20 protein-coding genes are annotated in these 20,017 nt (G+C 67.7%); 5 read left to right on the top strand and 15 right to left on the bottom strand.

Annotation, left to right across the window (positions count from 1 at the left end):
* Nucleotides 1-105: 105 nt before the first annotated feature.
* Both ACIQCN_RS07050 and ACIQCN_RS07045 read right to left on the bottom strand, forming a co-directional pair.
* A complete protein-coding gene (locus ACIQCN_RS07050) occupies nucleotides 106-912 on the bottom strand; it encodes a class I SAM-dependent methyltransferase (RefSeq protein ID WP_400610127.1) in 807 nt (268 codons plus the stop codon).
* Nucleotides 909-1,289 (bottom strand): STAS/SEC14 domain-containing protein, encoded by a 381-nt coding sequence (locus ACIQCN_RS07045; RefSeq protein WP_400607794.1) that lies wholly within the window; start codon nucleotides 1,287-1,289, stop codon nucleotides 909-911. The genes ACIQCN_RS07050 and ACIQCN_RS07045 overlap by 4 nt, the downstream gene beginning before the upstream one ends.
* Before the next feature lie 92 nt (nucleotides 1,290-1,381).
* Between ACIQCN_RS07045 and ACIQCN_RS07040 the strand changes: the two genes are divergently transcribed.
* From ACIQCN_RS07040 to ACIQCN_RS07025, 4 genes are all read left to right on the top strand, one after another.
* Entirely contained in the window at nucleotides 1,382-3,022 is a 1,641-nt protein-coding gene (locus ACIQCN_RS07040) for an ATP-binding protein (protein ID WP_400607795.1), read from the top strand.
* A 21-nt stretch (nucleotides 3,023-3,043) separates the two neighbouring features.
* Nucleotides 3,044-4,579, top strand: a complete 1,536-nt coding sequence (locus ACIQCN_RS07035; protein ID WP_400610125.1) for a putative bifunctional diguanylate cyclase/phosphodiesterase — start codon at nucleotides 3,044-3,046, stop codon at nucleotides 4,577-4,579.
* 165 nt (nucleotides 4,580-4,744) lie between these two features.
* Nucleotides 4,745-5,800, top strand: coding sequence for an EAL domain-containing protein (locus ACIQCN_RS07030; RefSeq protein WP_400610123.1), 1,056 nt, complete (start codon nucleotides 4,745-4,747; stop codon nucleotides 5,798-5,800).
* Nucleotides 5,801-5,928: 128 nt separating this feature from the next.
* Entirely contained in the window at nucleotides 5,929-6,378 is a 450-nt protein-coding gene (locus tag ACIQCN_RS07025) for a hypothetical protein (RefSeq protein WP_400610121.1), read from the top strand.
* On the opposite strand, the gene ACIQCN_RS07020 is transcribed toward ACIQCN_RS07025, so the two are convergent.
* The 11 genes from ACIQCN_RS07020 to ACIQCN_RS06970 form a co-directional block, all read right to left on the bottom strand.
* A complete protein-coding gene (locus ACIQCN_RS07020) occupies nucleotides 6,351-7,142 on the bottom strand; it encodes a glycerophosphodiester phosphodiesterase family protein (RefSeq protein ID WP_400610119.1) in 792 nt (263 codons plus the stop codon). The genes ACIQCN_RS07025 and ACIQCN_RS07020 overlap by 28 nt on opposite strands.
* Nucleotides 7,143-7,162: 20 nt before the next feature.
* The gene (locus tag ACIQCN_RS07015) at nucleotides 7,163-7,411 is read right to left on the bottom strand and encodes a hypothetical protein (protein WP_400607898.1); all 249 of its coding nucleotides are present in this window, start codon (nucleotides 7,409-7,411) and stop codon (nucleotides 7,163-7,165) included.
* A gap of 90 nt (nucleotides 7,412-7,501) precedes the next feature.
* Nucleotides 7,502-8,317, bottom strand: a complete 816-nt coding sequence (locus ACIQCN_RS07010) for an HAD family hydrolase (RefSeq protein WP_400607804.1) — start codon at nucleotides 8,315-8,317, stop codon at nucleotides 7,502-7,504.
* Between the two features lie 19 nt (nucleotides 8,318-8,336).
* Nucleotides 8,337-9,899 (bottom strand): multicopper oxidase family protein, encoded by a 1,563-nt coding sequence (locus tag ACIQCN_RS07005; RefSeq protein WP_400610117.1) that lies wholly within the window; start codon nucleotides 9,897-9,899, stop codon nucleotides 8,337-8,339.
* 157 nt (nucleotides 9,900-10,056) lie between these two features.
* Nucleotides 10,057-11,667 (bottom strand): APC family permease, encoded by a 1,611-nt coding sequence (locus tag ACIQCN_RS07000; RefSeq protein ID WP_400607809.1) that lies wholly within the window; start codon nucleotides 11,665-11,667, stop codon nucleotides 10,057-10,059.
* 110 nt (nucleotides 11,668-11,777) lie between these two features.
* Nucleotides 11,778-13,346 carry an aldehyde dehydrogenase family protein gene (locus tag ACIQCN_RS06995; protein ID WP_400610115.1) on the bottom strand — a complete coding sequence of 523 codons (1,569 nt, stop codon included), beginning with the start codon at nucleotides 13,344-13,346 and terminating at the stop codon, nucleotides 11,778-11,780.
* A gap of 31 nt (nucleotides 13,347-13,377) precedes the next feature.
* Nucleotides 13,378-15,090 carry a choline dehydrogenase gene (gene betA / locus ACIQCN_RS06990; RefSeq protein WP_400610113.1) on the bottom strand — a complete coding sequence of 571 codons (1,713 nt, stop codon included), beginning with the start codon at nucleotides 15,088-15,090 and terminating at the stop codon, nucleotides 13,378-13,380.
* A gap of 152 nt (nucleotides 15,091-15,242) precedes the next feature.
* The gene (locus tag ACIQCN_RS06985; RefSeq protein WP_400607815.1) at nucleotides 15,243-15,827 is read right to left on the bottom strand and encodes a TetR/AcrR family transcriptional regulator; all 585 of its coding nucleotides are present in this window, start codon (nucleotides 15,825-15,827) and stop codon (nucleotides 15,243-15,245) included.
* A 61-nt stretch (nucleotides 15,828-15,888) separates the two neighbouring features.
* Nucleotides 15,889-16,218: a DMT family transporter gene (locus ACIQCN_RS06980; RefSeq protein WP_400607818.1), complete on the bottom strand. Its 330-nt coding sequence runs from the start codon at nucleotides 16,216-16,218 to the stop codon at nucleotides 15,889-15,891.
* A complete protein-coding gene (locus tag ACIQCN_RS06975) occupies nucleotides 16,215-16,568 on the bottom strand; it encodes a DMT family transporter (RefSeq protein WP_400610111.1) in 354 nt (117 codons plus the stop codon). Before ACIQCN_RS06975 ends, ACIQCN_RS06980 begins: the two co-directional genes overlap by 4 nt.
* On the bottom strand, nucleotides 16,565-17,107 hold the full coding sequence (locus ACIQCN_RS06970) for a TetR/AcrR family transcriptional regulator (protein WP_400610110.1): 543 nt from the start codon (nucleotides 17,105-17,107) through the stop codon (nucleotides 16,565-16,567). Before ACIQCN_RS06970 ends, ACIQCN_RS06975 begins: the two co-directional genes overlap by 4 nt.
* Before the next feature lie 76 nt (nucleotides 17,108-17,183).
* Between ACIQCN_RS06970 and ACIQCN_RS06965 the strand changes: the two genes are divergently transcribed.
* Nucleotides 17,184-18,050 (top strand): F510_1955 family glycosylhydrolase, encoded by an 867-nt coding sequence (locus ACIQCN_RS06965; protein WP_400607824.1) that lies wholly within the window; start codon nucleotides 17,184-17,186, stop codon nucleotides 18,048-18,050.
* A gap of 3 nt (nucleotides 18,051-18,053) precedes the next feature.
* On the opposite strand, the gene ACIQCN_RS06960 is transcribed toward ACIQCN_RS06965, so the two are convergent.
* Both ACIQCN_RS06960 and ACIQCN_RS06955 read right to left on the bottom strand, forming a co-directional pair.
* Nucleotides 18,054-18,992, bottom strand: a complete 939-nt coding sequence (locus ACIQCN_RS06960) for a carbohydrate kinase (protein WP_400607826.1) — start codon at nucleotides 18,990-18,992, stop codon at nucleotides 18,054-18,056.
* Nucleotides 18,993-19,025: 33 nt separating this feature from the next.
* Nucleotides 19,026-19,832, bottom strand: coding sequence for an alpha/beta hydrolase (locus tag ACIQCN_RS06955; protein ID WP_400610108.1), 807 nt, complete (start codon nucleotides 19,830-19,832; stop codon nucleotides 19,026-19,028).
* Between the last annotated feature and the right edge of the window lie 185 nt (nucleotides 19,833-20,017).

Genomic DNA, 20,017 nt, shown 5'->3' with positions numbered 1-20,017 from the left:
CCCCAGAGGCTGGATAATAAGTTTACTTGCCATAGGGTTTCGACGCTTGGGTTGACGGCAAATTTGCGGGAAAACTGCGGGGCCGCAGCAGTGGCAAGGCGTCCGCTACCTCAGCCGCAGCACCGCGTAGTATCCCGGCACCTCGTTCCGGCCCTCGTGCCCCGTCAGGGGATGGGTTTCAATGACCGCCGGACCGTCTTCGAGCAGCTCCCACACTGCGGGGGAAAGGACCCGCGCGCGTTCCTCCGGGCCAAAGTGGCCCGGCATGGGCAGCCCGCGGATGGCCCGCTCCAGGGGAGCAGGGATGCCGCGGGCGGTGGCACCCAAGTGGGACGCATACGAGACCGGGCCGCCCCGGAAGTTCGTTTCCACCAAAAACACAGCACCCCGGGAACCAGCCAGGATCCGCAGGTTTTCCACCAATGCCGCCTGGTCGTCACGGCGGAGCACATGAAGCACTCCGCGGATGAAGACGTTGGCGCCTGCCGCCTCAACCAGGCCAGCGCCCGCACCGGGCACTGTCATGTCGCGGACCTCGTAGGCGATGCTGCCTGAGCGCTCGTCCGGCGAAGCCTGCTCCGCCCGGGCGCGCTCCACAGCGTGGCGCGAAATGTCCACGCCGACAACTTCCGGAAACAACCCTGCCAGGGCCCGGGTGAAGCTGCCGTGCCCGCACCCCACGTCCACCACCGGGAGTTCGGGGTCGAAGTGCCGGAGCAGCACATCCTTGTAACCCAGGAATTCACGGTCCGTCCCGGAATCCCACAACACCTCGCCACCGCCCCCGGCCCCCGTGATCCCGGCCCAGTAGCGCTCCCAAGCCAGCGGCCGGTTCTTCGGGGCTGAGCTCGCCAGCCGTACCAGCCTGGGAGCCATCAGGTATTTCCGCACAGTGGACATAAACGGATTCATGCGGGTTCACCATCCGCTTTCAGCCACGCCATGGCGTCCTCACGGGACGTGAAGAAGCGCGTGGGACAGGGCCGGTTCCCCAGGCCGAGGGCAAAATTCGCCATGATTTTGTCCACAGGCGACGATCCCAAGAGCGCGATCCGGGAAGCCTGGCACGGGCGCCCGAAGACCGCCCGGGCGCCGCGGCTCACCTTTTCCGTCGTGGCCATATCGACGAGCATGGGGTGCCGGTCCTGGCCGCAAAGCCGGTTGACGCGATCCATGGCCGCCTCGGCATCGTCTTCCGTAATGGTCGCATTCCGGGGCCACCGCAGCTGCAGGACACCGCCGTCGTCGAGGAAGAGAACCGGTTTTCCGCGATCTGTCCCTGGTTGCATCACTGCCCCTCCCCGCTCTTTCATGGAGCCTGAACGCGGCATCCCCCTACAATGTACTCAACTGGGAGGGAAGGGGGATCGTGGGGCCTGACATGCCTTCGGATGCACGGACGCCCCGCGCCGCTGTGGTGGCAGACCTTGACGCTGCCCGGTTGGCCATGCTCGTCCAGGCACTCCGCCGGGCGGGCTACACGGTCCGGACCGCCGGAGACGCAGGCGCCCTGGCAGCGCTGCTGGCCGCCGAGGTCCCCGACGTCGCCGTGGTGGATGCGCCACTGGCCGGTTTTGACGCCGACGTCCCCGTCCTGGTCCTGGTCGACCTGGACAGCCATGAAGAGAGGGCCGCCCTTGAGCGCCCTGGCGTCCGGGACGGCATCGTTAAGCCGCCGTCGCCCAAGGAGCTGGTGCACCGCGCCGATGCGCTGGTCGGAATGTTGGCGCGCCGCCGGGCCGCGCGGCAGGAAACCGAAGCGTTGCGCGAGCGGCTGCGCGAGGTGTCGGCAGCTGTCCGGGGAACCAATGATCCGCAGGAGATCGCCGACCACGTGGTTGCCGGCTTCGGCGGCACCTTCCAGGCTGACCACGTCAGGCTGGCAACCTTCGAGGACCCGCGGGTTCCGCAGCTCACCGTGGACTGGACCCGGCCCGGCCTGGACCCCGTTCCGGATTCGATGTTTCCGGAGGAAGGCGAGGCCCGGCAGATTGCGGACCAGCTCTGGGCCGGAGCGGAGACGCTGCCGGCGTCCGGCCTTGTCCCGGGGGCCGCGGAAACCGCGGACGACGAGGCCCGGACAGCGCCGGCCGGTGCTGTCTCAACGCTGGCCGTTCCGCTGGGTGAGGGCAGTTCGTCACTGGGCATCGTCTGGATTACAGTGCTCGGCTGCCCGCGTTCCTGGTCCAGCACCGAACTCGGGCTGATCCAGCACGTGGCCGGAAACGCTGCCCACGGCCTCATCCAGAGCCACCTGATCAGCAGCCAGCAGCAGGTTGTCCGGCAGCTGCGCGAGCTGGACAAGGCCAAGACCGATTTCCTGGCCACCGTCAACCACGAACTGCGCACGCCGCTGACCTCGATCATCGCTTACCTGGACATGATCCAGGAAAGCGCCGAGGAGCCGGTGTCCGCCGAGGTGCACCAGATGCTGGACATCGTGGTCCGGAACACCGAACGGCTGCGGGCCCTGATGGAGGACATGCTGAGCGTCTCCCGCAACGGCCTGGACGACACTCTCATGCACCTGACCCCTGTGCGCCTGGGCCAGACCCTGGACCTCGTGGCCGCCGCACTCCGGCCCCTGGCCCAGCAGCAGAACGTCACCATCGCCCTGGAACCGGTCCCCGAAGACCCGGAGATCCTGGGGGACGAAGTCCAGCTACAGCAGGTGTTCACCAACCTGGTCTCAAACGCCATCAAATTCACCCCCAGCGGCGGGCGGATCGAAGTGGGCAGCGAATCGCATGCCGCGCCGGACGGCACCCGCTGGGCAACCGTCAGCGTTGCTGACACCGGTATCGGGATTTCCAGCGAGGAGATCGACCACGTGTTCACCCGTTTCTACCGGGCATCCAACGCCATGGCCGGAGCCATCCCCGGCACCGGCCTGGGCCTGGCCATCACCAAGGACATCGTCGCCCGGCACGGCGGGCGCATCGACGTCGCCTCCACACTCGGCGCCGGCACCACCGTGACGGTGAGCCTGCCGCTGGATGCTGCCCGCAACCAGGCCAACTGAGAGGGCGGGAGGAGGAACCAGATGTTTGCCGACAACGACCCGCGGCTCTCCCATCTCCTGGAAGGCATCGTCAGGCTGGCCTCCGGGGACCTCAGCTCGCGCATCGAGGTTTCACCGGCGCGCGACGACCTCGACGCCATCATCATGGGCACGAATCTACTGGCCGAAGACCTCCAGATCATCTACGAGGAGCTGGAACAACGCGTCCAGGTGCGCACCCAGATGCTCCACGAGGCGCACCTGGAGATGCAAAAAATGGCCATGCAGGACCCGCTGACAGGGCTGGCCAACCGATCCGCCCTCCTCGAGGCACTCCGCTCCGCCATTGATGCGGACGCACCCGACGGCGAGGGGCCGGTGCTGCTCCTGATGGACCTTGACGGGTTCAAGGCCATCAACGACAGCCTGGGGCACAGTGCCGGGGACCAGGTCCTTGTGGCCGTGGGGGAACGGATGCGCACCGCCGTGCGCACCTCGGACGTGGTGGCACGGCTGGGCGGGGACGAGTTCGCCATCGTCATGCCTGCAGCGTCCCCGGACCAGGCGGACATCGTGGCCCACCGGGTCCTCGCGGACGTGGGCGAACCCATCCAGGTCCCGGGGCGCGCCATCAGGTGCGGGGCAAGTATCGGCCTCAGCATCGGGGGCTCCGGCCAAAGCCCCGAGGACATGCTCATGGAGGCGGACGTGGCCATGTACGCCTCCAAGGCAGAGGGCCAGAACCGGCTCCATCGCTTCGAACCAGGAATGCTGCTTGTCCGGAGGCTCCGCAGCCAGCTCGTTGAGGACCTGCGAAACGCCATCCGGAGTAACGGCCTGGAGCTGGTCTACCAGCCGGTGGTGGAGCTCAGCACCGGGCGGATCGAGGGCATGGAGGCCCTGGTCCGGTGGCACCACCCCGAGCGGGGAATGGTCATGCCGGACCAGTTCATTCCCGTGGCCGAAGAGGCGGGCCTCATTTCCGAGCTCGGCCTCTGGGTACTCCGGACTGCCGTGCACCAGCTTCGAGAATGGCAGGTGGCGTCGGTAGTGGACAGCCGCTTTTCCGTGCGGATCAACATCTCCGCCACGGACCTGCAGAGCCTGCAGTTTATCGAGGACGTCCGGGAGGTCCTGAAGGAAACCGGGGTGCTGCCCCGCCAGGTGGTCCTGGAGCTCACTGAGGCAGCGATTGTTCGCGGCAATGAGCTGGACCGCTACTCCCTCGGCGGGCTCCGGGGCCTGGGTGTCGGCCTGGAAATCGATGACTTCGGTACCGGCTACTCATCCATCAGCTACCTCCGCCGGCTTCCCGTGGACCGGGTCAAAGTGGACCGTTCACTGCTCTCCGGGCTCGGAAGCGACCCCACCCAGCCCGCCTTGGTGGGCGCGGTCCTGCAACTGGTTCGGGCCTGCGGGCTGGAAGCCGTGTGGGAAGGGGTGGAGACGGCCGAACAGGCCGGCATGCTCCGCGAACTCGGGTGCCTCAGCGCTCAGGGCTATTTCTTCAGCCGGCCGGTCCCGCCGGAACAGGTTCCCCAAGTGCTGGCGAGCCTGACGGAACGCGCCAACCAATAAAGCGAAGGCTACTGCGCTTTTAGCTGCGCCGATATACCATCAACTAACGGTGTCCGCTTTTATGGCCGCTAAATCAAGGCGTTTGCGGCACCATTTTTACAAAGGCGTTTACTTGGGAATCAAACGGCCACTGGGTCATTACTTCGTCAACTGGGGGCGTAGCTAATGTCGGTTCGGGTACAGGCATGGGGAATCATTGCCGGAGTCTTGGCGGATACTGATCCGTCCGGCGCCGGTGTGCGCCAGCGCCTCAGCAGAAGCCTCGAAGAGAACCCTGGAGTTCCCGAACGGGCGCTCCTGGAGTACCTCATGGAATCGCGCCGCGACGAACCGCGGTCCCGCCATGCGCCGGAGGCCGGCACAGCGCATCGAGCCCTTCCCGTCATTCCGCCCAAGCTGGCCGAACAGATGGACGCCATCCGGAGCATGTCCCGGATCAGCGCACTGCTGCAAAGCCGGATGCTGATGACGGCCTTCCAGCCGATTTACGGACTCAATGACAAATCCGTCGTGGGCGCCGAAGCCCTCTCCCGGTTTGTCAGCGACGACGGCGCGGCCGCGGAATTGTGGTTTGCAGAGGCGGCTTCCGTTGGGCTCGGGGCCAATCTTGAGTTCGCCGCACTGGGTTCGGCTGCCGCTGCGGCAAGGGACCTGCCCGAGCACCTGTACGTTTCCCTGAACATTTCCCCCATGTCTTGCATCGACCCGCGGCTGCCCGAATTGTTCGAGCACATCGACCTGCCGGTTAATCGGGTAGTGCTCGAATTGACCGAAGACATTTCGGACGCGGAATACCTGCAGTTCATGACGGCCATTAACCCTTTCCGCGAGAGGGGCCTGCGGATCGCCATCGATGACACCCAGCCCAGCGCCGGCGCGCTGAGCCGAATGATCCATTTGCAGCCCGACTTCCTGAAGGTGGGGCGCAACGTCATCAGCGGCGTGGACACGGATGAAGTCCAGCGCGCCCTTGCAGCCTGCCTGGTTGACTTCGCTGCGCAAGTGGGAACGTCCCTGGTGGCTGAAGGCATCGAAACGCCGGGCGAACTCAAGGCCCTGACCGAGCTGGGAATTCACGCCGGGCAGGGGTACCTCCTGGGCAGGCCGTCCGTGCGGCCGCAGGACTGGGCCGGCTGGAATACCCGGTTGGATCCGGACGGGCTGAAACGGCAGCTCGCGGCCGACGGATCCGGGATGAGGCCCGCCGGCGGAACTTCCTGAAAACCGGGGTGTCGGCGTCCGCCGTCCAGGCAGTCTTGCACTGGACTAAATGTAAGCCTGCTGATAATTCTGGAACTGCAAGGCAGTGCCACCGATGGTGGCCCCGCACGATGTCAGGAGGAACAGTCATGGGAATCGGCGACAACATCGGCAAGGCGGCGGAGAACGCGATGGAAGACCTCGCAGGGACATCGGACCCGGTGGAAAAGTCCAACGTTCCGGAGCCTACTGATCCTAACGATGACGTTGAAGTCCACTCCTCCATCAGCGAAGGCTCCAACGCCCTGGAGGCGGAGAAGCAAAAAGCACCGGGCCTGAAGACGGGCGCGGCGCCCGGTCCGGTCTCGGCGAGCCCGCAGGGCCTGGACGCGGAAAGATCCGGCTCCAAACCAACTGAAGCCATTGCGGAGGACGGGACCGGCGGCACCGACGCGGCTGCGCCGGGCCCGGGACGCGTTGCGGGCCCGGGCGGCCTGCCCGAAGGCGATCCTGACGAGTTGCGTGCGGATCCTTCCGAGGGCGGTCAGGACCCGTCGGCCACCGCAACCGATTACCGCACCGGACCATCCGGCCATTGATTCCGCTCCATCAGCACGTCCCGCAGCAGGTCCGCCCGGTCGGTGACGATTCCGTCCACGCCGAGGTCCAGCAGCCGCCGCATCTCGCCCGGGTCGTTGATGGTCCAGCAGTGGACCACCAGGCCCAGGGAGTGCGCCCGGCGGATGAAACCGGGCGTGGCCACACGGACCGGACCGTACCGGACGGGAACCTGGAGGGCATGGACGTCGTGCAGGATCCGCGGCATCACCCGGCGGAACACCGGCGCGGGAAGTGCAGGCCCCAGCAGCGTAAAGACGGCGCTCAGCCCTAACCCGGCAGACGAGGCGACCGGCCGGCTCAGGCGTTTCAGGACCGCCCTGCGCCGGCGGTCCGAGAAGCTGGTGACCAGGACCCGGTGGTGCGCCTGGCGGCGTTCGATGACTGCCGCTACTGCCACGACGGAATTCCAGTCCTTCACGTCCAGGTTAAGCAAGGCCTCCGGCAGCTCCAGAAGAAGGGCGTCCAGCCGCGGAACCTGCTCCGTGCCGCCAATCCGGGCATCCGCCACCTGTTCCGCAGTCAGGCCGGAGATCCTGCCCGGGCTGCCGGTCACGCGCTCGAGGGTGCTGTCGTGGAAAAGGTGCGGGACGCCGTCGGACGTGGTGTGCACGTCCGTTTCCAGGTAGCGGTAGCCGAGTTCGACGGCGGCGCGGAACGCGGCCATGGAGTTTTCCAGCCCTTCGCGCGAGAACCCTCGGTGCGCCAGGGCGGCCGGATGGTCCTCAAAAAATGGCAGGCTCACCCCGTGAGCGTACCGGAGTTTCAGGCGTCGCCGGGACGGATGTCCACGCTGTCGCTGCAGTGCAGAAGCGTGCGGCCCGCACCGTCGTCCAGGTTAACCCAGACGGCCTCGTGGTTCGCCGTCACTGCGTCCACGATTCCGCCGGTTTCGAAGCCCGGAGCGAGCTCCACACGGACCCGGTCGCCCTGCCGGAGCTTCTTCCAGTGCGGCGCCGGCGATACCTTCCGCACGGGCCCGTCCACCATGTGGCGTTTTGCGGTTCTGCCCATCATTACCCCCTCATCGGTTTCCCTACTCCAAAGTAGGGAGCCAAGATGAACGCCGGGTGAGCGCCAGCTGACAGCCGGCTTATAGCGGGCCTATAGCCGGACGCCCAGGGCTGCGAGCCGTTCCTCGAGGACCTGGGCGACGCCGTCCTGATCGAAGTGCGGTGCCTGCCGGCCCGCGGCTCGGATCGCCGCGGGGTGGCCGCTGGCCATGGCATACCCGTGGCCGGCCCAGCGGAGCATCTCGATGTCGTTGGGCATGTCGCCGAAAGCCACCACGTCGGCTGCCCCGATCCCCAGGGACGCTGCGTACCCCGCCAGCGTGACCGCCTTGTTGACGCCGGGGACGGCCAGCTCCAGCATCGCCAGGTTGGGGGCGGAATGGGTGGCGGACGCCAGATGCGCAACGGCTGGACGAACCTGCGCCAGGAAGTCATCGGCGGTGCCCTCCCGGACAATGGCCAGGAACTTGGCCACGGCCTCACCGGCGGCCAGGGTCGCGGCCAGCGGGGCGGGCGTGAACTCGCCCAGCAGCTCGCTGGAGCCGTTCTCAATGAAGCCGGGCTCCAGGTGGAAGCCGTCCAGGGTTTCCGCGGCGAACAGGGCAGCGGGCCGTAGCTGCTTGATGATCCGGCGCAGTTCCAGCACGGCGTCGGTGGTCAGCGTCCGGGCAGAGACGAGCTTGTCCGCTTCCAGGTCCCACACCACGGCGCCGTTGGAACAGATCACCCTGCCGGTATGGCCCAGCTGCTCCTCGAGCGGGTGGAGCCAGCGCGGCGGCCGGCCTGTGACGAAGACGAGCTCGATGCCCGCATCCCGGCAGGCGTGGAACGCGCGGACGGTGCGGGCGCTGATTTTCCCGTCGTGACCCAGGATTGTTCCGTCGATATCACTTGCTACCAGCCGCATCCTGCCAGTCTACGGGGCGTCAGCGGACGTAGCTGAGGACTCCCATCATCCCGCTGGCCGCGTGGTAGGCGTTGTGGCAGTGGTACAGCCACTGGCCGGGGTTGTCGGCGTCGAACAGCACGGACACCGCACTCCCGGGCCGCACGATCACGGTGTCCTTCCGGGCGCCCGACTCCCCGATCTGGAAGGTGTGCCCGTGCAGGTGCATGGGGTGCCACATCATGCTTGGGTTGATGAAGTCCAGCTGCACGCGGTCCCCCTCCCGGACGGCGAGCGCACCGTCGTAGGGGGAGTCCAGAGCGAAGCGGCGGCCGTTGATCCCCCAGTTGTAGCCCATCATCGAACCGGTCAGGCGCACGGCGTGGCGCACGGTCACGGGTTTGCGCGGCAGGCGGACGGACGGCGCGGAGGTGAGGCGGCCGCCGTCGAACACTTCCCCGTTGATCCGGGAGGGCAGGGCGGCGGAAACCGGCTCCTGGCCGGTTCCGGCGCGGATGCGCCCCAGCGCCAGGCCGGTCTTGCCCTCGGGGAGGGCCATCAGCGGGGTCCAGCCGGCGGGGACGGTCAGGAGGGCGTCGATCCGCTCGCCCATGCCGAGCACGACGGCGTCCGCTTCCTTGGGCTCCACGGGGAAGCCATCGGTGTGGGTCACCGTCAGCCGGACGCCCGGGGCGCCTACCCGGTAGGCGGTGTCTCCGGCGGCGTTGATGATCCGCAGGCGGACCCGGTCCCCGGGCTTTGCGGCAAGGATGTCCGGATCCGCAGGGGCCCGGCCGTTGAACAGGTGGAGCGGATACCGCAGATCTCCGGCGTCGCCGCCGAGGAACGGGCTCGCCGGGCCAATGGCCATGTGCCCGCCCTGCATCATGGAGCCCATGCCCTGGCTGAGCTCGGCGAGGGCCTCTTCGGGGGTGCCTGTGACGCCGTCCAGCCAATCGTCCAGGAGGATGACCCACTCGTGGTCGTAGTCCTTGGCCTCGTCCGGATCGTCCACGATGAGGGCGCCGTAGAGGGCGCGTTCGCGCTGGAGTTCCATGTGGGAGTGGTACCAGTAGGTTCCCGGGTGGGCGAGGCGGAAGCCATAGTTAAAGCTGGAGCCCGCGGCCGTGGCCTCCTGGGTGAGCTTCTCCACGCCGTCCTGGCTGTTGGCCAGGGCCAGGCCGTGCCAGTGGACGCTGGTGGGTTCGGGCAGGCGGTTGCGCAGGGTCACTTCCAGGCTGTCGCCCACAGAGCCGCGCAGCAGCGGGCCGTTTATGGCGCCGTCGTAGCCCCAGGTGGACAGCTTCCCGCCGCCCAATACTGCCGCGCCCAGGTCCGCAGTGAATGGGGCGGCGGTGAGCGTGCCCTTGACCGTCCGGCCGCTGGACGGGCGCGCGTCCTCCGCGGCGCGGGCCGCTGCGTCGTCGGCGAGGATGCGCTGGCCGCCGGACCGGCCGGAGGGCGTGCACCCTGCAAGGAGCGCGGCGGAGGCGGCTGCGATGGAGAGTCCCAGGAAGTCCCGGCGCTGGAGGACGACCGGCGATGTGCAGGCGTTCATGGCACTTACATCGTCGGTGGTTTCCGGTTCCCGGGGCAGTGCCATTGGTCCCGAACGCGCGCTTCGACGGCAGGCTCCGGACCGGCAAGGACGGCAGCAGCACCCTCCAACTGAACGGCAGCTGAACGCAGACGGACGGGCATCCCTTCGCCGTTGGGATTTGCGAGGGATGCCCGTGCCTGGGTGCCGCCGAAACCGGATCCTATGAGCCGGCGCGTACCCCTGACGCAGCACCATGTTCTGCCAGCGGGTCGCGGTACTCATTGGCCACGTCCGCGGTGAACGGTGTGGCGGCTGCGGCGGCATGCCCGTCGAGGACGCCCGTCCGGTGCCGAAGCTTCAGGCGGTACATCAGGACGCCGGCCACGGTAACAGCGGTGACAAACAGGACGCCGCCCCACTGCAGGTACCACTCAAACGGCGGCACTGAGTTGTAGATCTCCGGGCGCGGCCAGATGAGGTTCAGTGTCATGGCCCCGCCCCACGCGACGGCGAGGATATTCACGGGCAGGCCCCACTTGCCCATGCTGAAACCGGCCTCAGCGCCGTCGCGCAGCGGCCACTTCCCTGCCAGGCGGTTGCGGAGCAGGGGGACGGTGACCAGCAGGTAGGAGAGGTAGATCAGCACGATGCTGATGCTCGAGAGAATGGTGAAGATCGCGGGCTGGGAAACGTTGACGATCAGGGGGGTGATGGCGATGATGCCGATCACGATGGCGGCAACGGTGGGAGTCTTTCGGACCGGATGGACCTTGCCCAGCTGCCGGCTGAACGGCAGGTTGTTGTCCCGTGCCATGGCGAACATCATCCGGATGGCGGCGGCATGCACGGCCAGCGTGCAAACCATGATGGCCACTACGATGCAGACAAGGAATGCCTTGCCGAAGGGGCCGCCCAGCACGGAGAGCACGATGTACTGCAGGCCGCCGTCGGCCGAGCCAAGCTTGGGGTCGGACAGGTCGGGAGCCGCGAGGAGGCCGGTGAGCAGGATCAGCCCGCCCAGCACGAAGGACGCGGTGACGGCCCGCAGGATTGCCCTGGGTGCCGTGCGCTTGGGATCCTTCGTCTCCTCGCCAAGGGAGCTCGCGGTATCAAAGCCGTACATCACGTAACCGGATGCCATGGCGCCGATGATGAACACTCCGAAGAAGCCCAGCGGATGGTCCTCTCCGAAGCCCGTGGTTTCAAAGAGGACGCCGGGCCCGCGAAGCATGTGCCAGCCGAGGGCGAGGATGAGCAACACGGCGGCAGCGAGCTCCACGAACACGCCCACACTGTTGATTTTGGTCATGAGTTTCACGCCGAAGGCGTTGATGAGGGTGGAGACGGCGATCATGATGCTTGCCAGCAGGACACCGTTGAGCGCGTAATCATAGGTGCCGGTGCCGTCCCCGATGATCTGGAAACCGGACCAGATCTGCGGCAGGGTCAGCTGCAGCGCAAGCGCCACGGCCCCCAGCGCGACGATGGAGGAAATCAGCAGCAACCACCCCGCGAGCCAGGCGAAGGTGCCGGAGGAGAGCCTTTTGGCCCAGTTGTACACCGATCCGGCCACAGGGTAGCGGCCTGCCAGCTCTGCGAAGCACAAGGCAACCATCAGCTGCCCGGCGAAGACCAGCGGCCACGACCAGGCATAGGCGGGGCCGGCCATGGCGTAGCCGAAGTAGAACAGCTGGAAGACGCCGGTGAGGATGGAGATATAACTGACCCCGGCCGCGAAGCTGGCGAACTTGCCGATGCTCCGGTCCAGGGTCTGGGCATAGCCGAACTCGGCCATGCCGCTTGAATCAGTACTCTTGCTGGGTGCCAACATCCGAACTCCTAAGTCTAAAAAGCACGATGGTGATGACCCGCGGCCGCCATTGGACGCGGGTTGTGTAGCTGGCCGGCTGCTGCAGTGCGCGGCACGGCCTGTTCCCCCGGTTAGATTGCCTCGTTGGCTGCGCCCTCCCCCGTTTCCCCCGGGGCCGGAGCCGCGCCGAACCAGCCGCTGGGCGCGGGCCGGATGTTCTGCCAGATATGTTTCGCCTCGCGGTACTCGTTGAGGCCCGCGCTGCCGAGCTCCCGGCCGATGCCGGATTTCCCGAAGCCGCCCCATTCCGCCTGCGGGACGTACGGGTGATAGTCGTTGATCCATACTGTTCCGTGCCGCAGGGCACCCGCAACACGCTGCGCCTTGGACGCATCCGACGTCCACACCGCGCCCGCCAGGCCGTACTCCGTGTCGTTGGCGATGGCCACGGCCTCGTCCTCGGACCGGAACGTCTCGACCGTCAGCACCGGGCCGAAGGACTCCTCCCGCAGCACACTCATGCCTGAGCGGCAGTTGCCGAGCACCGTGGGCGGGTAGAAGAAGCCGTCCGCGAGCGGTCCGTCGTCCGGGATATAACCGCCGCACAACAGCGCGGCGCCCTCCGCGATGCCGGCCTGGACATAGGCGTGGACCTGGTCCCGGTGCTTGGCGGAAATGAGCGGGCCCGTCTCGGCGTCGGGATCGAAGGGGCCGCCCATCCGGATCTTTTGCGCCCGCTCCACAACCTCGGCCACGAACCGCTCTGCGATCGACTCTTCGACGACGAGCCGAGCCCCTGCCGAGCAGACCTGGCCGGAGTGCAGGAAGACGGCGGTCAGGGCGTTGTCGACGGCGGCGTCCCAGTCCGCGTCCGCGAAGACGACGTTGGGGTTCTTTCCGCCGAGCTCGAAGGCGACGCGCTTCACCGTCTCCGCGGCGGCGGCCATAATGGTCTGGCCGGTGGCCAGGCTGCCGGTCAGGGAGACGAGGTCGACGCGCGGGTCGGAGCTGAGCGGGCCGCCCACCTTCGACCCGCTTCCGGTCACCAGGTTTGCGGTGCCGGCGGGAACCCCGGCTTCCGCAAGGGTCTCCATGAGCAGGATGGCGGTGGACGGCGTGAGCTCGCTGGGCTTGAGCACGAACGAGTTTCCCGCGACGAGCGCCGGGGCCACCTTCCAGGCGGCCTGCAGGAGCGGGTAGTTCCAGGGTGCGATGAGGGCACAGACGCCCAGCGGCTCGTACACCACACGGCTGATGGCGTTCGGGCGGCCGGTGTCGATCACCCGGCCGGCGTCGAGGCCGGCAACCTTTCCGTAATAGCGGAAGCAGGCGGCGATGTCGTCGATGTCGTATTCGGCTTCGACAAGGCGCTTGCCGGTGTCGAGCGCCTCGGCCCGGGCATAGGCGGCCTTGTCCCGCTCCAGCAGTTCGGCCACGCGAAGCATGACCGCCCCGCGTTCAAGGTCGGTGAGCCGCCGCCAGGGCCCGCCGTCGAACGCTGCACGTGCACTGGCGATGGCCCGCTCCGCGTCCTCCGGCGTCGACTTGGCGACTACTGCCACCCCGCTGCCGTCCGCGGGACAGCGCACAACTGTTGTGCCGCCGTCGGACGCCTGCTGCCAGGCGCCGTCGATGTACAGGCCTTTCACAGTGTCCTGCTCCTGCCCGGCGTGGTGTGCCTGCTCAATCGTGGCGGTCACGGTTGCTCCTTCTTCTGTGCGTCAGTCATCGTCAGGCCCGTGCCGCCGCGGCTGTTCCGCTGCCTGCGGCAGGGCGCTCCAGCGGGCTGATGCCGTGCCGGTAGAACTCCGCGTGCTGCGGCGCCAGGGGTGCCTTGCCGGCGATCAGGTCGGCGGCCTTTTCGGCGAGCATCATCACGGGGGCGTAGATGTTGCCGTTGGTGACGTAGGGCATGGCCGAGGCGTCCACCACGCGGAGGCCGCGGGTGCCGTGCACGGTCATGTCCAGGGGGTTCACCACGGCCATCGGGTCGGAGTCCGGGCCCATCTTGGCGGTGCAGGACGGGTGCAGCGCCGTCTCGGCATCGCGGGCAACCCAGTCCAGGATCTCGGCGTCGGTCTGCACCGCACGGCCGGGCGAGAGCTCGCCGCCGTTGAAGGGGCTCATGGCGGACTGGCCCAGGATGTCGCGGGCCACGTGGATGGCCTCGACCCATTCACGGCGGTCCTGGTCGGTGGACAGGTAGTTGAACACCATGGACGGGTGCACGGTGGGGTCGGTGGACTTGATCTTGAGCGTGCCGCGGGCATCCGAGTACATAGGGCCGATGTGCACCTGGTAGCCGTGCTTCGCGTCCGCCTTCTGCCCGTCGTAGCGGACCGCCACCGGGAGGAAGTGGAACATCAGGTTCGGGTACGCCACGTCCTCGTTGGAGCGGACGAAGCCGCCGCCCTCGAAGTGGTTGGTGGCGGCCGGACCCTTCCGCCCAAGCAGCCACTGCATGCCGATCCAGGGCATGCGCCACACGTCCAGGGCCGGCTGCATGGACACCGGCCGGGTGCAGGCGTGCTGGATGTAGACCTCCAGGTGGTCCTGCAGGTTTTGTCCAACGCCGGGCAGGTTGGCCACGGAGTTGATGCCCAGGGAGTTCAGGTGGGCTGCGTCGCCGACGCCGGAGAGCTGGAGCAGCTGCGGGGTGTTGATGGCGCCGCCGGCCAGGATCACCTCCCCCGCGTTCACCTGGTGGGTCTTGCCGTTGCGGCGGTAGGTGACGCCGGTGGCCACGTTGCCCGTGAAGTTGATCTTGGTGGCCAGTGCCCGGGTCAGGACGGTCAGGTTGTTCCGGCCGAAATTGGGCCGCAGGTAGGCGCGCGACGCCGAGAGCCGCTGCCCCTTGTGCACGTTGCGGTCAAAGGCCGCGAAGCCTTCCTGGCGGTAGCCGTTGACGTCGTCCGTCAGCGGGTAGCCGGCTTCCTGCGCGGCTTTGAAGAACGCCTGGAAGAGCGGGTTCGTGGCCGGGCCGCGTTCCAGGACCAGCGGGCCGTCATGCCCGCGGAGTTCATCGTCCGGGTCGGCGGCGAGCGCGTTTTCCATCCGGTTGAAGTACGGCAGGCAGTGCGCGAAGTCCCAGGTTTCCATGCCGGGATCGGCACCCCAGCGCTCGTAATCGAGGGGGTTGCCGCGCTGGAAGATCATGCCGTTGATGGAGCTCGAGCCGCCCAGGACCTTGCCGCGCGCATGTGCCACGCGGCGGCCGCCCATGTGGGGCTCGGGGTCCGATTCGTAGCGCCAGTCGTAGAGCGGGTTGCCGCTGGGGAACGTGAGCGCGGCGGGCATCTGGATGAAGAGGTCCCAAGGGTAGTCGCTCCGCCCGGCCTCGAGGACCAGGACGCTGGCCCGGCCGCCGTCGCTCAGCCGGTTGGCGAGCACGGAACCCGCGCTTCCGCCGCCGACGATGACGTAGTCGTAGCTGGTTTTTGTCATGCTCCGGAACTGTGTGGCGTAGGTCATACCGATGGACAGTAGTCCACCTTGAACAAGTGTTCAATAGCTCGACTGAACGAGCGTTCAAAGTTTTTCTTTATTACGCCAAACGGTGCTGTGAGGCTTCTGCCGGCACTCCCCTGCGCACCCGGCTATTCGGCGAAGGCGATTTCCTCGGTCCGGGCGATGCTCCTCTGGATTGACGCCTGATCCACGCCAAGCAGCGCTGTGAGCCACATTCCGTTCTGCACCACCACGATGTCGGCCGCGCGCTCCCGGCAGTCGTCGCCGGACAGCATGGGCTTCGCATGACCAATCAGGGCCGCCAGTCCCGCCAGGTAACGGTCGAACGCCTCAGCGTTGATCAGGGCAAAGTCCTCATGCGCCTGGGCGAGCGCCCACAGATGCAGGCGCAGGGAGAGGTGCTGCGTGGTGAGGAACTGCGGATCCGCAACGCTCCGGAGCGCCCTTCGCAGCTGCTCATCGGGCGGCGATGCGGGGTCGGGGGCGACCAGCCTGAAGTCGCGCTCGTCGATCTGCCGCAGGGCGGCCTTGATCAGGCTCGACTTGTCTTCGAAGTAGTAATTCACCAGTCCCAGCGCCACCCCGGCCTCGCGGGCCACGGCGCGCATGCTTACGCCTGAGATGCCGTGGCGGGACAGCAGGTCCAGCGCGGCTTCGAGTATGCGGGCCTGCCGGTCAAGCTGTTCTCCGGAGTTCACTGTCGTTGTGTCCACCCGGCCAGACTATGGGCAAACCCTGCGGGGTGCACCTTGGGGCGCCGGCCGGATGGTGCTTCTAGTGCACCTGGCCCGCACCGGCCTCTACAACCAGCACACCGGCCGAAATGAGCAGGATTCCGCCGGCCATCACGGGCGTCAGGGGCTCCTTGAACAAGATCCGGCTGGCCACCGCCGTCAGGGCCACACCGCAGGCCACCCAGATGCCGTAGCCCACGCCAAGCGGCATCCCGGCGGCAAGCGCAAGGCTCAGGAAAGTGAAGGCCCCGAGGTATCCGGAGAGAATGGGAATGAGCCAGAGTTTCTTTTTCAAACCCTCGGAAGCACGCAGCGACATAGTGGCCGCAACTTCGGTGAGGATGGCAAGGCCGAGAAAGACCCATGTCATGCCGGGCCCTCCCGTTCCGCCGCCCTGCGGGCCCTCTGCGAGCAGACCTCGACGGTGATTACGCCAGCCAGGATGAGGGCTATGCCGAACCCCATGAGCCCGGTGAGCGGCTCGTCGAAAATGCCTGCCGAGAGCAGGGCGGTGGCGGCGACTCCACCGGCGCCCCACGCACCGTACGCCACGCTGATGGTCATGCCAAGGCGCAGGCAGACAGCCAGCAGGGAGAAGGCCGCGGCGTATCCGGCCACCACCAGGACATACCAGGCAGGCGCTTCCAGGGCTGCCTTCAGTGCAAGGGTGGCGCTGACCTCAGTGACGATTGCGCCGCCGAGGCTGAGCCATTGCCTCACTCCGCACCCGCTTCCCCGACCAGGCCGAGGATGTGGCCGAGGATGGCCGCGCGGTCAGCTTCGTCTGGCGCGGCCACACCACTTGCCTGGGCGGCCCATAATCCGTCCGCCGCCAGCCGGGCTGTCATGAGGCGGGCCCGCAGGCCAGGCGGAGTGCCCTCGGGAATCGACAGCCATGGGTCCAGGTGCCGGGCCCAGGCTTCCTGCAGCTCGGGCCTGTACGCCGAGTGGAACCACAGCACCCACTCCGCGCGCATGTTCTGCCCTTCGGCTGCGGCGTGGATGTAGGAACGGTACCGCTGCTTGACGGTCGCATCGCCCCCGCCAAGCAGCGCGGCCATCCTGCGCTCCAGCTGGCAGGCGGCGTATTGCACGAGGGCGGCCATCAGCGCGTCCCGGTTTGGGAAGTGGTACATCAGCCCGGGCTTGGTCACCCCTGCCTCCGAGGCCACAGCGTCCAAAGTGATGGCGGCCCCCTGGCTTCGGGCGGCCACCCGCAAACCTGCTTCGAGGATCTGGGGCCGCTGGTTCTCACGCACCTCCAAACTTTACCATCCGGAAGGTAAAGTTTTCCTGGCGGGGCAGCTCGGATCGCGCGCCGATAAGCTGATACCCATGCCCCACCCCAGCTTTCGCCTGCGCGCCGCCGGTAGCGCGGCAGCCGCCGTCGTCCTTGCCGTCTCCCTCGCCGCCTGCGCTCCCGGGGCCGCGCCCGGGAGCGCAACAACGTCCGCTGCGCAGTCCGCGCTGCCCAGTGCGCACGTCCACGGGCTGGGCGTGGGCGCGGACGGCAAGGTCCTGCTGGCCACACACGATGGCCTGTTCGATGTCACGAAAGATCCGGCAGTGAAGGTTGGCCCCACCATCGACCTCATGGGGTTCACCGCCGCCAAGGACCAGGACACCTTTTATGCGTCCGGCCATCCCGGCCACGGGTCCACGCTTCCCAACCCGGTGGGGCTGATCCGCAGCACAGACGGCGGCGCCACCTGGGAGGAAGTCTCGCGGCAAGGCGAGTCAGATTTCCACACGTTGACCACCACCAAGTCCGGGATCGTCGCCTTCGACGGCACGCTCCGGACCAGCAGGGACGGCGTCACCTGGGACACGGTGGCCGCGGCATTTGCGCCCGCGGCCCTGGCCGGGCACCCCGAGTCCGACACCGTCCTGGCCACCACGGAAGAAGGCGTTCAGCGTTCCACGGACGGCGGCAGGACCTGGGCGCTGGAGGAGGGCGGACCAGTGGTCCAGTTCGCCTCGTTCGCCGGCCCCCTGGACGCCGTGGGGGTGGAGCCCTCCGGCGCCGTGCACATCTCGTCCGACGGCGGCGCCACCTGGACACCCAAGGGACAGCTGGAGGGGCGCACCATGGCTGTCGCCGCCACGGGTTCCGGCGACAGCCTGCGCATCTGGGCTGCGACGTCGGCCGGGGTTTTCGTATCGGACGACGGCGGCAGCTCCTTCCGGCCCCACGGCGGGTAGGCGCTACTCCACCGGGGCGGCGTTCATCTCCTCGCGCGTGGGCGGGTTGGCGCCAGGCCGGGAGACGGTGACGGCGGCGGCGCGGGCGGCGTGGGCGAGCAGTTCGGCGAGAGTCTCAGCAGGCATTTCGCGCAGGTCCTCACGGTTCTGGGCGCCGTCCAGCCCGCGGTCCACCAACCCGGACAGCAGCGCCGCCATGAACGAATCCCCCGCGCCCACGGTGTCCGCCACCTGCACCCGCGGCGCCGCAGCGTGCGCTTCCCCTGCCGCGGTGATGCCCCACGGGCCTGCGGCTCCGCGCGTCACCACCACCATGGCCGGCCCTTCCGAGCCACCCAGCTTCAGCCAGCGGCGGGCAGATTCCAGCGGATCCTGGCCCGGGTACAGCCACTCCAGGTCCTCGTCCGAGGCTTTCACCACGTCCGCCAGGGTGACGAACTTTTCCGCCTGCCGCCGCGCATAGTCCACATCCGTGATGATGCTGGGCCGGCAGTTCGGGTCAAAGCTTATGGTGGCGTGCGGATGGGCATATTCGACGGCGGCAAGCACCTCTTTGGCGCCCGGCGCCAGCATCGTCGCGATGGATCCGGTGTGCAGCAGGGTGGTGCCCTGCAGCATGAAGGCGAGCCGCTCGGGAAGGCCGGGAAGCTCCCAGGTGAGGTCGAACGTGTAGGTGGCGGCGCCGTCGTCATCGATCAGGGCAGTGGCCACGCTGGTAGGAAGGTCATCGGCGCCCAGCGGAAGCATCACGGAGCTGGAGCGCAGGTGCGCGGCAACGGAATCGCCGTACGCGTCCCGGCCGTATCGGCCAATGAACTGCACGGGGTGGTCCAGACGGGCCAGGCCGACGGCAACATTGAGCGGGCTGCCGCCCACGTGGGCTTCGATTCCGGACGCGCGCTGGACCACGTCAACAAGGCCTTCGCCGATAACTGTGAGCATGGACATACTCTGCCAGAATTCCGTTTCCGGGGCTTAGGTTAAGAGCTCCCGGACCAGCTCCCGGCACGTCCGGTAAGCCTCCGCCGAAGGGTCGATCAGCGCGAAGTGGTCCCCCGGGACGGTAACCAGCCGCGCGGGGACGCCGGCTGCTCCGCTCGCGGCGACGTAGGTGGCAGACAGCGCGGGCGGCACGTCGGCGTCGTCCTCCGCATGGACGGCAACCACGGGGATGTCCAACGGCAGCGCCGCCATGGGGTCGGCGCTGCGGTGCCGCTCCGGAACGGCCGACGACGGCCCGCCCAGCAGGTTGGCCACGGCACCGTCGCTGAGGTTCAGTTCCTCGGCGAGGGCCAGGTTGAGCACGCCGGACTGGCTGACCACCCCGGTGAGGCGGACGCCGCCGGACGCCTGCTGCCCGGCCGCCCACACGGCGAGGTGCCCTCCGGCGGAGTGGCCCAGCGCCACCACCCGGCTCAGGTCCAGCACATGCTTCTCCGCGAGGTCCCGGAGCTTGCCGATGCCCGCCAGGATGTCCTGGAACGTGGCGGGCCAGCCGCCACCGTTGCCCGCGCGCCGGTATTCCAGGTTCCACGCGGTGATACCGCTGCGGGCCAAATCCAGTGCGAGCGGTTCGCCGAGCTCCGCGCCGTAGCGGGAGCGCCAGTAGCCGCCGTGGATGACGACGGCGACACCCCCGGGGCGCGGGCCGCTGTCCTCGGGCAGCCCGGGCAGGAAGAGTTCGCCCCATTGGCTGGGATCAGCACCGTAGCTGTACCGGTGGCGCTGGACTGGGGTTGCGGTGATGGGGTCCTCCCTGGCTAAGTGACAGAGCCCCTCCATTCCATCACCGAGGGCAGGACGGGTGGCGGCGGCCAACCGGCCTGTCTCAAATGAACTTTATTCATTTTGAGCTTGCCTCGTGCTGCCGCTCGGTTGATACTAAATGAACGTCCTTCATTTAGTGACGGCCGTCTCATGCAACATTCGCGACGGTTGCGTCCCACGGCACCCCTTGCCAGCAAACT

The organism is Pseudarthrobacter sp. NPDC092424 (assembly GCF_044754925.1).
Lineage (GTDB): Bacteria > Actinomycetota > Actinomycetes > Actinomycetales > Micrococcaceae > Arthrobacter.
This window is presented reverse-complemented; position numbering and strand designations above follow the sequence as displayed.